The organism is Clostridioides sp. LIBA-6822 (genome assembly GCF_056688955.1).
In genome coordinates, this window is record NZ_CP196995.1 from 316,386 (window position 1) to 331,620 (window position 15,235).

The window sequence follows — 15,235 nt, forward strand, 5'->3', positions numbered from 1 at the left end:
GTTATTTATATTAATCTAAAAAGGGAGCTGAATATGGATTCTACAAAATTATGTTTTATAACATGTGTAAGTAATGAAAGAAATTATGAAGAATGTGTTTTTTATATAAATCATTTGAATATACCAAGTGGTTTTAGTATAGAAATACTTGGCTTAAGAGATGTCTTATGTCAACCAGTTGGATACAACATGGCTTTAGAAAAAACAAATGCAAAATATAAGGTGTATATTGATGAAGATACACTTATAATAAATAAGAATTTTATATTTGATATTTTAGAGCTATTTAATAAAAATAAAAGCATTGGAATGATAGGTATTGCTGGTATAAAAAAACTACCTACAAGTGGTGAATGGTGGGAATTAGAGGAAAGCAGAGTGGTAAATATTTATTCTACTTTGTTTGGAAGTATGGCTGTTTTAAATGAAAACCCTATTGAAGGTGATTATGAGATAGTAGAAGCGATAGATGGAATGATGATGGCTACTCAATATGATGTTAAATGGAGAGATGATATTTTTGATGGAGTTTACTTTTATGATACATCTCAGAGTATGGAGTTTAAAAGAAAAAAATATGAGGTGGCCATTCCAAATATGAAAAAAGCTTGGTGTATATATAATGGAGAGAAAATCGAAAGAACTGAATCTTATGAAAATTATAGAAAAAAATTTATAAAGGAATATGAAAAAGAATTATATTCAAATTTACCTCTAGTAAGTATCTTAATGCCAGCATATAATCAAACTATATTTTTTGAACAAGCACTGAAATCTGCTCTAAATCAGACCTATAAAAAAATTGAAATAATTATAGGTGATGATAGTACCACTAATGATGTAGAAAATCTAGTGAAATCCTATATGAAATATCATGATAATATAAAGTATATTAAAAATCCTAAGCCATTAGGAGGAAGCGGAATAAGAAACTCAGAAAATTTAGTGAATTTAGCAAATGGAAGTTATATAAGTTTTTTATTTCATGATGATTTATATAGTGAAACTAGAATTGAAAAAATGATGTCTTATTTAATTAATGACGAATCATTAGTGTTGGCTACTTCTAGCTTGAATTATATAAATGGGAATGGTGATGTAGTAAGAACACACTCAATCTCCCCAGAAAAAGATATTAAAATGTTAGGAGAAGATGTAATAAAAGAAACTTTAACAAAACTTGAAAATTTTATTGGTGCACCATCAATGGTTGTTTTTAAAAATATTTTACAAGATAAAGAAATACTTACTTTAGAAGGTAAGTATATACATGCATTGGGTGATGTGGTTGCATGGATAAAACTATTGCAAAGAGGAAATATGATATACCTACACGAAGTTTTAAGTTCATTTAGAACTAGTGACCAGCAAAATAGTAATAACTTATTTATAATTAGTGGGTCTGCTCCAGATTGGTATAACATAATAGAGTATTGTTATAAAAATAAACTATTTATTAAATATCAGAAACAACTTGATGAATTAAAAGCATCTTGGTATCAAAAAAACTTTTACTTAATAGAATTATTTTATAAACATATGTCAAGTGAAAACAATTTTAATGAATATAATATATTAAAATATGATATGGATAAATTGTTGGAAGAATGTAATATAGTAATAGAAAATAAAAGCTAAATTCATTAATAAAAATAAAAAATAAAAGTTTGTATATATTATATTAAATATAGTGTTAAGAAAGAAATAAGGTGAAATTATGGATAAATGCTACTTAATAGAATGGAATCCTATTGGAAGTCATGATATAGGATATTTAGTTTCATTAGAATCATATAAAAATATACCATTTGATATCAAAAGGACATATTATACATATAATGTTCCTAATACAATCAAAAGAGGTTTACATGCTCATAAAACCCTCAAACAAGTACTAATTTGTCTAAAAGGAAAATTAAAAGTTAAGTGCAGTGATGGTGTAAAAGAAGAAACCTTTTTATTAGATAATCCTAATGAAGGTTTATTTATAGGTAAAAATATATGGCATGAGATGTCTGGTTACAAGGAAGATACTCTATTAATTGTTCTAGCATCCGATTTTTATGATGAGAGTGATTATATAAGAGATTACGATGAATTTCTAAGATATGTAAGGAGCAATATATAATGATAAAATTTTTAGATATGAAGCCAATGCATAAAAATTTAAAAACAGAGATATTATCTAATATTGAAAAGGTGTATGATTCAAATTATTTTATATTAGGAGAAATGGTACATGAATTTGAAAAAAACTTTTCAAGATATTGTGAAACTGAATTTTGTATTGGTGTAGGTAATGGATTAGATTCATTGGAATTGATTTTAAAAGCATATGATATTGGAGTTGGAGATGAAGTTATAATACCAGCCAACACATATATAGCAACTGCTCTGGCTGTAAGCAATGTCGGAGCTACTCCTATATTAGTAGAACCAGATTGCAACACTTATAATATAGATGCCAATTTGATAGAAGATAAAATAACAAATAAAACTAAGGCCATAATAGCAGTTCATTTATATGGACAACCAGCTGATATGGATTCAATAAAGGAAATAACTAGAAAATATAATTTGAAATTAATAGAAGACAATGCACAAGCTCAAGGAGCATTGTATAAAAATAAGAGAACTGGGAACTTAGGCGATGCTGCAGGTATAAGTTTTTATCCTGGTAAAAATATAGGTTCACTTGGAGATGCAGGAGCAATTACCACTAATGATAGGGATGTATCTGAAAAGATAAGAGTTTTACGAAACTATGGTTCAGAAAAGAAATATTATAATAAATATAAAGGGAAGAATTCAAGACTTGATGAGGTACAAGCTTCAGTTTTAAATATAAAATTAAAGTATTTAGATAAGTTTAACGGCTATAGAAGCGATGTAGCTAGATATTATTTAGAGGGAATAGATAACTCAAAAATAATATTACCAAAGGTTTTAGATGATACAAAGCCGTCATGGCATCAATTTGTAATAAGGACAAAGCATAGAGATAAATTAAGAGATTATCTCTATCAAAAAAATATAGAGACTATGATACACTATCCAATACCTATACATAAACAGAAGGCATATTCAGAATTTAGTAATCTAACAGGGATACTCAAGGTATCAGAACTTATATCAGAAGAAGTTTTAAGTTTGCCAATATATCCATACTTAAATAAACAGGATATAGATGTCATAATAGATGCTATAAATAAGTACTAGGTTTTTAAAGTATAAAATTAAAGTAGGTGTAATAATATGAAAATTAGAAGGCTTGATATAAGAGACATAGGTTTAATGCTCGAATGGATGAAGGATGATGACATAAATAAAAATTTTAAAATAAATTTTAATGATATGGATAAAAATAAAATAGAGGAATTTGTTTTAAATAGTTATACTAATAGAAGTATTCATATGGCAATTGTTGATGATTCAGATGAATATCTTGGAACTGTTAGTTTAAAGAATATAGACTATATTAATAGAAACGCAGAATATGCTATAGTATTAAGAAAAAAAGCTATTGGAAAGAGTGTAGCTAAGATGGGTACAGAAGAAATATTAAAAATTGCTTTTGAAAATCTTAATCTGAAAAAAGTTTATTTGAATGTTTACTCACACAATGAGAGAGCTATAAGATTTTATGAGAAAATGGGATTTATATATGAAGGAGAGTTTAGAGAGCATATATTTTTAAACAATATGTTCATGAATATAAAATGGTATTCAATTTTTAATTATTTAAGCACATAGAAAGAGTATATGATATAAAAAGTATAGGGTTATTTTTTACTAGATTAGATTTTTTGATAATAGTTATAAAATAATAATATAAAATATGATAAAAATGTTTAAAAATTTTATCATTTATTGTATACTTAAATTAAAACTAAATAGGCAAAACTAGAGAAATCTAGTGACGCAAAGCTATAGGGGCTAAAGTTTGTATATGCGAACTATGCTAGCCAGTTGCCAAAAAGAGTCCTAAGTATAATTGTATACGTAGGATTAGTCGAAGTGACTGCTTTTTTGGCGGTCATTTTATTATGGAAAAATTACTTTATTACAGTAGAAAATACATATAATAACATATTTTACCAATTATAACAAGAAATAAAGAAAAACTATCTGAAAAAGTTGCTATTTTACAAAAAAAGGCAACTTTACAAAGAAAAAATTAAATACATATTAAAATTTTTTTTTATTTTTATTGAAGTTAATTAAATTTAAATTAGATTTCTCACTAAAATGATACATTATTATATTAATGTAATAGAATTGCAATAGATTTAAATGGACAAAGAAGTCATTTTTTGTAATATAGCAACTTCATTTTTTAATCATTAAATATAGCAAATAAATATATTTTGAGGAGGGGTGAGTATGAATACATATGACATTATAAAAATGGGATTAGATGCAACTAATCTAAGAAGTCAAACAATAGCAAATAATATAGCAAATATAAATACTGAAGGTTACAAAAAACATTATGTAACTTTTGAAGAAACATTAAATGAGGCCATGCCAAAAATAGAAGAAAAAATAGACAATTCCAAAGGGTTAAGAGTAGATGGCAATAATGTAGATATAGAAGAAGAGAAAGTAAAGCAAGCAATGACAACACTGCAATATAATGCTTTAATAGGTTTTGCAAATGGCAAAATCGCAATGACTAAATCAATAATAGGTGGGAGGTAACTAGAAGATGAGTGTGTTCAGTGGAATGGAAATCTCTGCTAGTGGATTAACAGCAGAAAGTTTGAAAATGGATATCATATCATCAAATGTAGCTAATATAAATGCTACAAGAGGTCCAAATGGAGAAGCATATAGGAGAAAAGTTGTTTCATTTGAAGAAAACTATGATAATAAATTAGGTATGTTAGGAGTAAAAGTCACATCTGTTGAAGATGACAAATCACCTCTTAAAGAAGTATATGACCCAGCTCATCCAGATGCAAAGCCAAATGGATATGTAGAATATCCAAATGTAAATATATTAGTTGAAATGACAGATTTAATAACAGCTTCACGAGCATATGATTCCAACATAGATACACTGAATGCTCAGAAGTCTATGATATCTAAAGCTTTGGAAATAGGAAAGTAGGGATAAATTATGCCAATTACACAAATTAACAATTTAATGCAAGGTGCAAAGTTAGATAATTTAGTTGGAGAAATAAAACCATTAAATCTTAATAATAAAGAAGAAAAAAAGAATTTTGAAGATGTAATAATAGATACTATAGACAAAGTCAATTTTCAACAAGTGACAGCAGATAATATGAAAGAAAAATTTATAAAAGGCGAAGATGTTTCTATGCATGAAGTTATGTTAAAAGGTCAAGAAGCACAACTATCTATGCAATATCTAATAGAAGTTAGAAACAAGATTCATGATGCATATCAAGAAATGAATAAAGTACAAATTTAGCCTTTTGAACAGGAGTAATAATCAATGATAACCAGTTTTAAAAATAAGATTAAGGAGCAAGTTGCTAAAACTAGGACAAAAATAGGTTCTTTAAAAAAAGGGACCAAGATAGCATTAGGTATAGGGATTGTTGCTATATGTTTAGCGCTAGTATTTACAGCAATATCTGCAAGTAAAAATAAGTATGCAGTCTTATTTTCAGAACTAGATGTTCAAGATGCTGCAGATATATCAGCAGAATTAGAGTCTAGAAAGATAGATACTAAGGTAAAAGGAAGCACAATTTATGTGCCTAGAACAGAAGTTGATAAATTGAGACTGGAGTTAGCTCCAAGTCTTACAGGTGGTTCTAAAGGATTTGCACTAATGGATGATAGTTCATCTATAGGGCTTACTGATGAAGAGTTTCAAATTAAGAAGCAAAGAATCATACAAGGTGAAATAGAAAAAACAATCAAGAGTTTTCCACAAGTGGAAGATACTAGAGTACATATAACATTTGGAGAATCATCAGTGTTTGAGAAAGAGGCAGTTCCAGGAAGTGCAGCAGTTTACTTAATGTTAAAACCAGGAACAACCTTAGAAAAAAATCAAATAAAATCTGTTATGGCACTTGTATCAGGAAGTGTTACAAATATACCAGAAAAAAATGTTCAAGTTATTGATAATAAGATGAATTTATTATCAGAAGGTATCTTAGACGATGAAGAAGTTGATGAAAATAATCAACCAATAAATGGTGGTATTAGTGTTGATAAAAATAAGGCATCTGAACAAGCATTGAATAAACAATTAGAAAAGTCTATTTTGGAAATGTTAGAACCAATATTTGGGACAGGCAAAGTAAAAGCTACAGTAAATGCTGATTTAAGTTTTGATACAGCTGAAAAAACTGAAATAAAGATTGACCCTGATAAAGTTGCAATAAAAGAAACAAGGTCAAAAAATTCATCTAAATCTGCGACAAATAATGTCCAAGGTGTAGATGCTAATATGAATAATCAAGGAAATAAAAATGGCACTAACACAGAAGATAGTTTGGATGAGAGCTTTGAATATGAGACAGGTAAGATTGAAACTCATACGATAGTTGCACCAGGAGAACTTAAAAGATTGACAGCTTCTGTTGCTATAGATGGAAAAATAGCTAAAGGTGTTCAAGCTGATGTAGAAGATATTGTTAATAATGCTATAGGTATGGATGGAGCGAGGGGAGATACTCTTAGTGTTGTTTCAATGGTCTTTGACCCTAAAGGAAAAGCCGAGGCTAAACAAGAACTGGAAGAGATTAAAAAAGAAGGTTTCAAAGCTAATATAATGAAGGCAGTTATTGGAGTAGTGGCAGTTGTTGCAGTAGGTGCCATTGGATACTTAATATATAAGAAGAGAAGTGAACAAGAAGATATGGATTATGAGGATGAAGTTTATAGTGCTAATTCTGGTACTGTTGATAAAAAAGATAATCCTCTATTAGGGGATGATCCAGAATTGACATTAGAGGAAGCTGTTAAAATGTATGCAGAAGAAAAACCAGACCAAGTAACAGAAATAATAAAGACTTGGTTAAATGAGTAAGGGGGATAGAATGTGTCCACAGAAATTACAAATGTTAGTGCATTTGACTTAAGTGATATAAGTGAAAATGAAAAAGAGCAAAATGAAAAAATAGAAGGCGAAGGTTTAAAAAAAGCTGCTGTACTTTTAATGACATTAGGACCAACTGTGTCTAGTGATATAATAAAAAGTCTTCCAGATAAACAGGTTCAAAAAATAGGTTTGGAAATTGCAAATATTTCTTCTATAGCTTCAAAAGAAAGAAGAGAAATATTAAAAGAGTTTGTAGAAATAAATAAAGCAAAAGATTATGTTATAGAAGGTGGACTAGAATATGCAAGAGAATTACTAAGTAATGCTTTGGGAAATGTTAAAGCAAATAAATTACTTGAAGGCATATCAATGGATACAAGTACAAAGCCTTTTAAACATATTATAAATCTAGATGCAAAGAAGATATTAGAAATACTTAGGAATGAAAGTGCACAGACCATAGCTATTTTACTTGCACATATGGAACCACAAAATGGTGCAGAAGTTTTAGCGCATTTAGATCTTAATTTACAAAATGAGGTAGCTATGAGAATAAGTTCAATGGGCACAATATCTCCAGAAGTTATAAAAGTAATTGAAAATTCATTAGAAGATAAATTACATTCAATAAGTGGTGATGATTTTAAAGATTATGGCGGAATAGCTACTTTAGTTCAAATATTGCTTAATTCTGATAGAAAAACAGAAAAGAATATTTTGAGTACTGTTGAAGAAAGAGACCCAGCTTTAGCTGCCCAAATTAAATCTCATATATTTGTATTTGAAGATATTGTAAAACTAGATGATATGAGCATACAAAAAGTACTAAAAGAAGTAACTATGAAGGATTTAGTCTATGCATTAAAAGGTGTGGATGATGAAATATCGGATGCTGTATATAGGAATCAATCTTCTAGAGCAGCAGAAGCACTTAAAGAAGAGATGGAAATGGTTGGTGTCATAAAGGTTGCACAAGTTGAAGGTGCTCAGCAAAAAATAGTAAACAGTGTAAGAAAACTTGAAAGAGAAGGTGCCATAACTATTGTAAGGAATTTTGGTGATGACTTTGTTGAATAATAAAATTATTAAAAGTAAAAAAGCATCATATAAAGGAATTCTAGATTTATCTATAATAGATAAAGCTAGAGTAGGAGAACCAAACATAAATGAAGAGAATGACTGTAGATTTAGAGATGAAGTAATAAAAGAAGCTATAGAATCTGCCGAGCTAAAAAAGAATGAGATATTAGAAGAAGCAAAAACAAGTGCACAAAATATAGAAAAACAAGCCTATGAAAAAGGATATAGCCAAGGTCAAAAAAATGGATATGAGGATGGATATAAAGAATCATATGATGAATATACCCAAAAAGCTAAAGATGAAGCAGATTTTATAAGAAATCAGGCAAATTTAATTTTATTACAAGCTAATGAGAAAATGACTGAGTACATAAAGGAAAAAAACAAAGAAATTATAAGACTTGCTATTAACATGGCTAGTTCTGCCCTAAAAAAGCATTTTGAAGATGAAGAATCTATGAGTGATTTATTAAAGCAAATTATTCAAGATTATGAAGGAAGCAGTTCATTCATAGTAAGATGTAATTCTTTATATAAAGATAATATAGAGAAAGAGTTTGAAATATTCAAAGAAGAAACATCATTAAAGTCAAGTGTATTTGTTATTGCAGATGATAGTATAGATAAAGGAAATGCTATTATACAAAAGGAAAATGGAAGAATAATAGTTGGTATTGATTGTGCTATAGAAAAACTAAAAGAAGAATTGCTTGGTGAATAAAGTATGTATAAAACTGATATATCTATAGATTTTGACAAAATAAATAAGAAAATAGAAAATTTAGAGCTTACTATATCAGAGGGTAGAGTTAAGAAGATAATAGGGCTTACTGTAGAAGTTGAAGGAATAAAAGCTTTTGTTGGAGAGCTATGTGTTATATACAATCAAGTCAACAAACCAGTTAATTGTGAAGTAGTAGGTTTTAAAGATAAAGAAGTAATATTAATGGCATTAGGAGAGCTAACATTAATAGCACCTGGTTGTAAAGTTATTTCTAAGGGGATACCTTTAAGTGTTATGTGTAGTGATAATTTATTAGGTAAAGTGCTTGATGGTCTTGGGAATCCTATAGACAACTCAGAACTTGTTTTAGGGGATAGATACAACTTGAATAATGAACCTCCTGACCCAATGAAGAGAAAAAAAATACGAAATATAATGGAAACAGGTGTAAGAGCAATAGATGCATTTACTACTTGTGGTGAAGGACAGAGAATAGGAATATTCGCAGGAAGTGGAGTAGGTAAGAGTACAACTCTAGGTATGATTGCTAGAAATGCAAAAGCAGATGTAAATGTAATTGCTCTTGTTGGTGAAAGAGGAAGAGAAGTCCTAGATTTTATTGATAAAGATTTAGGAGAAGAGGGAATGAAAAAATCTGTTGTTGTATGTGCTACATCAGATAAAGCCCCTCTGGTTAGGCTTAAAGGAGCTCTTACTGCTACTGCAATAGCTGAGTATTTTAGAGACCAGGGCAAAAAAGTAATACTTATGATGGACTCAGTAACTAGATTTGCTATGGCACAAAGGGAAGTAGGAATAGCTATAGGAGAGCCACCAGCTCAAAAAGGATACACACCATCTGTATTTGCAATTTTACCAAAACTCATGGAGAGAACAGGCACATCAGATAAAGGCTCTATTACTGCATTTTATACAGTATTAGTTGATGGAGATGATTTTAATGAGCCAATAGCAGATACAACAAGAGGGATACTTGATGGTCATATAGTTTTATCTAGAGATTTGGCAAATAAGAACCATTATCCTTCCATAGATGTCTTGAATAGTTTAAGCAGACTTATGAATGAGATTGCTTCAAAAGAAGATATAAAAATAGCATCATTTGCAAGAGATATGTTATCTGAATATAGAGAAGCAGAAGACTTGATAAATATAGGTGCATATGCTTCAGGTACCAATAAAAAAATAGATGAAGCAATCTACTACCATGAGCATATTATCAACTTTTTAAAACAAGGGATAAATGAAAAAAGTTCTTTTAATGAAACTATAAGTAGTTTGAAAAGAATATTTGAATAAATAATTTAAAAAAATATTTGAATAGGTTGTGATGAAATTGGATAAAAATTTTAAGTTTAGATTACAGAAAGTTTTAGACTTAAAAATGAAAGACGAAGAAAAGATAAAAATGGAATTTGCTAAAATTCAACAAAAAAAAATAGATATAGAGAATAACTTGGAAAACTTAGAAAATAATTATAATAAGTATTCTATAAGTAAAGACAACGATAGTATTCAGAAACAAAAGATAACTATTAATTATTTGTTAGCTTTAAATAACTCTATAATGGATTTATCAGAGGAACTAGATAAGTCGACAAACGAACTTGAAAAAGCTAGAAAACAGCTTATAGACAAACAGATAGAAAGAAAATCTTTAGAAAAACTAAAAGAGAAAAAGTATGGACAGTATTATAGAGAAGAAAATCTAAAGGAACAAAAAACTAATGATGAGTTTGCAAGTATGAGTTATTTAAGAAATAGACAAGTTCTATAAGAATAGTAGGAAGTGAGGATATTATTGTATGAAGATACAAGCAGATTCTTATAATGTTATTAAAGATATTGGGGATAAAAAAAGCTCATCTAAGAATAAAGATGTGAAAAAAAATAAATTTGAAGACAATTTATACAAAGCAACAGACAATAAACCAGTTAAAGATAGAAAAGAAACAAATAATCAAAATGTTAGTTCAGATAAATCGGAAAATAGTGATAATGAGTGTCATTTAGATGAAGATAAGAGTAATCACTTAGAAGATGAAAGTACATATGAAAAAGATGGAAGTAAGATTAATGAAATTTTACAACAATTGTTAAATATTTTAAATAATGATGATAAAAAAGAAAAAGATATAAGCTCTATGTTAAGTAATATAGAAAAGCTAAGTATATCAGATGAATTGAAACAAGAGCTTAAGATTAATAAAAATCTGTTGAATAAGATTGCAAACCAAAACCCAGAGTTAAATAAGGATAATATGAATAAATCTGATGATGTGCAAAATTTAGATATGATGAAGTTAAGAGAGCTTTTAGACAATAATGCTAATGGGAACTTTGAAGTGATTAGTAAAACTACAGAAGAGGATACTAAAAGCATAGACTTATACAATTTTAATAGTAATAGAATGGATAATCTTAACTTAAATAAACAAAGAGATGATAGTTCTGATATTTTGGAAAAACTAGCAGGGGCTAATGGAAATAAGAGCGGAAACTTTAGCCAAGTAATAAATAAAAGTATGGATATAAACAAAACTAAAAATGACAATGTTAATTTAAAACATATAGAATCAAACGTTATGGACGATTCTATTAAAGCTATCAAACATATGAAAACAAATGATATACAAGAGCTAACCATTAAATTAAGACCAAAAGAATTGGGAGATATGAATATACAATTACTGAAAGATAGTGAGAGTATGAAAGCTGTTGTGACTGTTTTTAATAAAGATGTATTTGACTCTATAAATAAAAATATTACAGATTTAAAGCAACATCTTGAACTTACAAATGTAAACATAAAAGATGTATCTGTGCAAATGCATAGTGACAATAGAAATACATCAGATACTTTTGATAAAGCATTTGAACAGCAGAATAGACAAAATAACCAAGAAAATATGGACAAGCAGGGTACAAATAATAAGCGTAACAATATCACTATAGAAGATGAGATTAAAGAAAATATTACTGATGATGATAGAGTAGATTTATTAGCTTAATAAGGGGGAAGTATTGTATGTACGGAGTAGCAACAGCTTTAGCAGGTACTCAAGGAAATTATAGGTCAAATAATTTAAGCCAGCTTGAAAGAAATATTAATGATATTGCGAATAAACAAGTTAGAAGTAAAGGAAATCAGACAGTAACAGATAATGGAACTCCAATTATAGGACAAGGTGATGATGCTGATAAAGATTTATTTATGAAAATACTTGTAGCACAAATGGGTAATCAAGACCCAATGAATCCACAAGACCCAACAGAGTATGTATCACAATTAGCTCAGTTTGCGACTTTAGAAAAGATGTCTGCTATGAATGATAAGTTAGATATACTTTTAGCTTTAAGCAACTCTACTCTAATAAATTCTGCATTAAGCATGGCAACATCATTAATTGGTAAAGAAGTAGAGGTATCTGGAGAAGAGAAAGAAGATGAAAATATTGTAGGTGTAGTAAAGTCTACATATATAAAAGATGGAGAGGTACACTTAGAACTGAAAGTAGAAGGCAGTGATAAAACTGTAGATGTTAAATATGAAAAATTACTTAAAATAGGAGAAGTAAACACAAATTCAGATGAAGAAGAAAATTCTCCAGAATCAGGTGAAGAAGAAAATTCTCCAGAAGAAATATAATATTAAACTAGAAAAGAGGTATATTCATGATAAAAGCAATGTATTCAGGTGTAAGTGGGATGAAAGCAAATCAAACAAAGCTAGATGTAATAGGTAACAATGTAGCAAATGCAGGGACTACTGCTTTTAAGAAAAGTTCTGCTAGAATAACAGATTCATTTTATCAAACTGTATTATATGCAAGTGCTCCAACGGCTGCATTAGGAGGAACAAACTTAGGACAAGTAGGTGTAGGTAGTAAGATATCAAGTATAAATAAAGATATGATACAAGGAAATGTACAACCAACTAATAGACCATCAGATTTAATGATAGATGGAGAAGGGTATCTTCCAGTAGTAAGGCAAGGAACAGTTATGTATACAAGAGATGGTTCTTTTAACTTAGATACAGGATTTAAAGCAGCAGCTGGACCTTTAAAAGATGTCAAAGGCGGAAGACTTGTAAATGGTGATGGGTATATGTTACAAGGTATGATTTATGAGGGAGAATATAAAGCAGATACAGGAGAATTTGTTAAAAAAGGTGATGCCAAAGGAAAAGAACCTATTGTAATACCTCTTCAAAGTATAAGTCCTAAAGATGGAACAGTGCAAAATGTACTAGAGTATAACATATCAAAGGATGGGACAATAGAATTTTTATTGAGTGATGGTCAAAGAACTCAGTTTGTGTATAATAATATTCCTGATGATGCTAAGGTAGGAGATACACCTGCTGGAATCGATAAATTAAAGGGAACTATTCAAAAAGTACAAACATATGCATTCCAAAATCCAGCAGGACTAGATGCAGAGGGAGGAAACTTATTCAAACCATCAGCAAACTCAGGAGACCCACAAATAGCAGGAGCTACAGGAACAATAATACAAGGAGCAATAGAAGCTTCCAATGTAGACATAGCAGAAGAATTTACAGAAATGATAATAGCAAGTAGGTCTTTCCAAGCAAACAGCAAAATAATATCAACATCAGATGAAATCCTTCAAGAGATAATAAGTCTTAAGAGATAGTAGGTACATATTATGATAAGAGTAACCGATTTAAACGGAAGAAGCTACATATTAAACTCAGACCTTATAGTAAGAATTGACTCAGTGCCAGAAAGTAGAATACTCCTTACAACAGGAGAAAAAAACCTTGTAAAAGAGTCTGTAAACGAGATAGTAGATAAAGTAGTAAAGTACAAAAGGAAAATAAATGTAGGTTATATTAGGAGCGAAAAATAATGAAAAAAACAGATTCACTGACATTTATTGGACTAATATTATCTACAGTATTAGTTTTATTTGGAGCAGTAAAAGGTAGTAGTTCAGGGCTAAAAAGTTTCTTTGATTTTGCATCAATACTAATCACAGTATTTGGGTCGTTTGGAGCTTTAATGATTACATTTACTTTTGATGATATAAAACTTATAAAGAATGCACTACAATACTCGTTTAAGACAATGAGTGTATCAAAATTAGATTTATTAAATCAATTTAAAACACTTTCTAAAAAAGCTAGAAAAGAAGGTCTTCTATCAATAGAAAGTGATGTAATGAAAATACAAGACCCATTCATGAAAAAAGGATTAGAGTTATGTATTGATGGTTTGGAAGTAAATGAGATAAGGTCTATATTGGAATTGGAGATAGATTCTATCGAAGATACAAATAACAGGTATTCTAAGATATTTAAAACTTGGGGTACTTTTGCGCCTGCGTTTGGGATGCTGGGGACTTTAATAGGTCTTATACAAATGCTATCAGACCTTACATCTCCAGACTTAATAGCATCTGGGATGGGAAAGGCATTAATTACAACATTCTATGGTTCTTTACTTGCTAATATCGCTTTGAATCCAATTGCATATAATATAGATGAAAAAACAGAAAAAGAAGTTTATGTGAAGGAAATGATGCTTGAAGGAATAATAAGCATACAGTCTGGTGAAAGCAGTATAGTGGTTGAAGAGCGCTTAGCAACATACCTTTCAAGAAGTGAGAGATTACAGTTTACAAAATCCAATAAAAATACAGAAAGAGCAATGAGTAATGGGGCGTAAAAAAAATAAGAAAAAGGATGATATAAATCCAGATGCATGGCTAGCTACCTATGCTGATACCATAACACTGATTCTTACATTTTTCGTATTACTGTATGCTACATCAGTTGTAGATATGGAAAAATTCAAAAACATATCAAATGCGTTAAAAGGTCAGTTTTCTGGAATAAGTATGTTTAGTACAGGTTCAAGCACAAGTGAGAAATCACCAATAGATAGTACTTTAGTGGATAAAAATGATAAGTCAAATTTAGAACAAGATTTAAAAGATAAGGTTAATAATTCTAATTTACAAAACAGTGTAACAGTTAAGGATGATAGCAGAGGGATTTTACTAGAGCTTGATGATTCAATACTATTTGACTCTGGAATTTCAGAGTTAAAAGTTAATAGTAAAGCTACTCTCAATAAAGTATATGACATGATAAAAATGATGAAAAATAAGATAGTTATAGAAGGTCATACTGATAATGTACCTGTAAAATCAAGTACACATGAATCCAATTGGGATTTATCTTCTAGTAGAGCAGTAAGTGTTGTAAGATACTTTGTAGAAGAAAAGGGCATGGACCCTAAACTGTTTTCAGCAACAGGATGTGGAGAGTATCAGCCTTTGGTTTCAAATGAAACAGCAAAAGGGAGAGCTGAGAATAGAAGAGTTAATATACTTATAACTATCGACTAGGA

Annotated in this window: 18 protein-coding genes and 1 riboswitch; all 18 genes read left to right on the forward strand. The window is 29.4% G+C overall.

The window, feature by feature from the left end; translation table 11 throughout:
- The first annotated feature begins 33 nt into the window (after positions 1-33).
- The 18 genes from ACTG48_RS01825 (at position 34) to ACTG48_RS01910 (ending at position 15,233) form a co-directional block, all read left to right on the forward strand.
- Entirely contained in the window at positions 34-1,638 is a 1,605-nt protein-coding gene (locus ACTG48_RS01825) for a glycosyltransferase (protein ID WP_479917945.1), read from the forward strand.
- A gap of 79 nt (positions 1,639-1,717) precedes the next feature.
- On the forward strand, positions 1,718-2,128 hold the full coding sequence (locus tag ACTG48_RS01830) for a sugar 3,4-ketoisomerase (protein WP_479917946.1): 411 nt from the start codon (positions 1,718-1,720) through the stop codon (positions 2,126-2,128).
- Positions 2,128-3,219 (forward strand): DegT/DnrJ/EryC1/StrS family aminotransferase, encoded by a 1,092-nt coding sequence (locus ACTG48_RS01835; RefSeq protein ID WP_479917947.1) that lies wholly within the window; start codon positions 2,128-2,130, stop codon positions 3,217-3,219. The genes ACTG48_RS01830 and ACTG48_RS01835 overlap by 1 nt, the downstream gene beginning before the upstream one ends.
- A gap of 36 nt (positions 3,220-3,255) precedes the next feature.
- Positions 3,256-3,753, forward strand: coding sequence for a GNAT family N-acetyltransferase (locus tag ACTG48_RS01840; protein ID WP_479917948.1), 498 nt, complete (start codon positions 3,256-3,258; stop codon positions 3,751-3,753).
- A 133-nt stretch (positions 3,754-3,886) separates the two neighbouring features.
- Positions 3,887-3,977: riboswitch (cyclic di-GMP riboswitch) on the forward strand.
- A gap of 406 nt (positions 3,978-4,383) precedes the next feature.
- Positions 4,384-4,701, forward strand: coding sequence for a flagellar basal body protein (locus ACTG48_RS01845; protein WP_479917949.1), 318 nt, complete (start codon positions 4,384-4,386; stop codon positions 4,699-4,701).
- Between the two features lie 7 nt (positions 4,702-4,708).
- Complete coding sequence (flgC, locus tag ACTG48_RS01850; RefSeq protein ID WP_479917950.1) at positions 4,709-5,113, forward strand: flagellar basal body rod protein FlgC; 405 nt, start codon at positions 4,709-4,711, stop codon at positions 5,111-5,113.
- Positions 5,114-5,122: 9 nt separating this feature from the next.
- On the forward strand, positions 5,123-5,440 hold the full coding sequence (gene fliE / locus ACTG48_RS01855) for a flagellar hook-basal body complex protein FliE (RefSeq protein ID WP_479917951.1): 318 nt from the start codon (positions 5,123-5,125) through the stop codon (positions 5,438-5,440).
- Between the two features lie 24 nt (positions 5,441-5,464).
- A complete protein-coding gene (fliF, locus tag ACTG48_RS01860) occupies positions 5,465-7,015 on the forward strand; it encodes a flagellar basal-body MS-ring/collar protein FliF (protein WP_479917952.1) in 1,551 nt (516 codons plus the stop codon).
- 12 nt (positions 7,016-7,027) lie between these two features.
- Positions 7,028-8,104 (forward strand): flagellar motor switch protein FliG, encoded by a 1,077-nt coding sequence (gene fliG / locus ACTG48_RS01865; RefSeq protein ID WP_021382752.1) that lies wholly within the window; start codon positions 7,028-7,030, stop codon positions 8,102-8,104.
- Positions 8,088-8,828 carry a FliH/SctL family protein gene (locus tag ACTG48_RS01870; RefSeq protein WP_202594848.1) on the forward strand — a complete coding sequence of 247 codons (741 nt, stop codon included), beginning with the start codon at positions 8,088-8,090 and terminating at the stop codon, positions 8,826-8,828. Before fliG ends, ACTG48_RS01870 begins: the two co-directional genes overlap by 17 nt.
- Positions 8,829-8,831: 3 nt before the next feature.
- Positions 8,832-10,151, forward strand: a complete 1,320-nt coding sequence (gene fliI, locus ACTG48_RS01875) for a flagellar protein export ATPase FliI (RefSeq protein WP_021382704.1) — start codon at positions 8,832-8,834, stop codon at positions 10,149-10,151.
- A gap of 31 nt (positions 10,152-10,182) precedes the next feature.
- On the forward strand, positions 10,183-10,629 hold the full coding sequence (gene fliJ, locus ACTG48_RS01880; RefSeq protein ID WP_021382736.1) for a flagellar export protein FliJ: 447 nt from the start codon (positions 10,183-10,185) through the stop codon (positions 10,627-10,629).
- A gap of 28 nt (positions 10,630-10,657) precedes the next feature.
- Positions 10,658-11,863: a flagellar hook-length control protein FliK gene (locus ACTG48_RS01885; protein ID WP_479917953.1), complete on the forward strand. Its 1,206-nt coding sequence runs from the start codon at positions 10,658-10,660 to the stop codon at positions 11,861-11,863.
- A gap of 17 nt (positions 11,864-11,880) precedes the next feature.
- A complete protein-coding gene (locus ACTG48_RS01890) occupies positions 11,881-12,501 on the forward strand; it encodes a flagellar hook assembly protein FlgD (RefSeq protein ID WP_479917954.1) in 621 nt (206 codons plus the stop codon).
- Between the two features lie 26 nt (positions 12,502-12,527).
- Complete coding sequence (locus tag ACTG48_RS01895) at positions 12,528-13,514, forward strand: flagellar hook-basal body protein (protein ID WP_479917955.1); 987 nt, start codon at positions 12,528-12,530, stop codon at positions 13,512-13,514.
- Positions 13,515-13,526: 12 nt separating this feature from the next.
- The gene (locus ACTG48_RS01900) at positions 13,527-13,730 is read left to right on the forward strand and encodes a flagellar FlbD family protein (protein WP_479917956.1); all 204 of its coding nucleotides are present in this window, start codon (positions 13,527-13,529) and stop codon (positions 13,728-13,730) included.
- The gene (locus tag ACTG48_RS01905) at positions 13,730-14,548 is read left to right on the forward strand and encodes a motility protein A (protein ID WP_021382727.1); all 819 of its coding nucleotides are present in this window, start codon (positions 13,730-13,732) and stop codon (positions 14,546-14,548) included. The genes ACTG48_RS01900 and ACTG48_RS01905 overlap by 1 nt, the downstream gene beginning before the upstream one ends.
- Positions 14,538-15,233, forward strand: a complete 696-nt coding sequence (locus ACTG48_RS01910) for an OmpA family protein (RefSeq protein ID WP_479917957.1) — start codon at positions 14,538-14,540, stop codon at positions 15,231-15,233. The genes ACTG48_RS01905 and ACTG48_RS01910 overlap by 11 nt, the downstream gene beginning before the upstream one ends.
- The last annotated feature ends 2 nt before the right edge of the window (positions 15,234-15,235 follow it).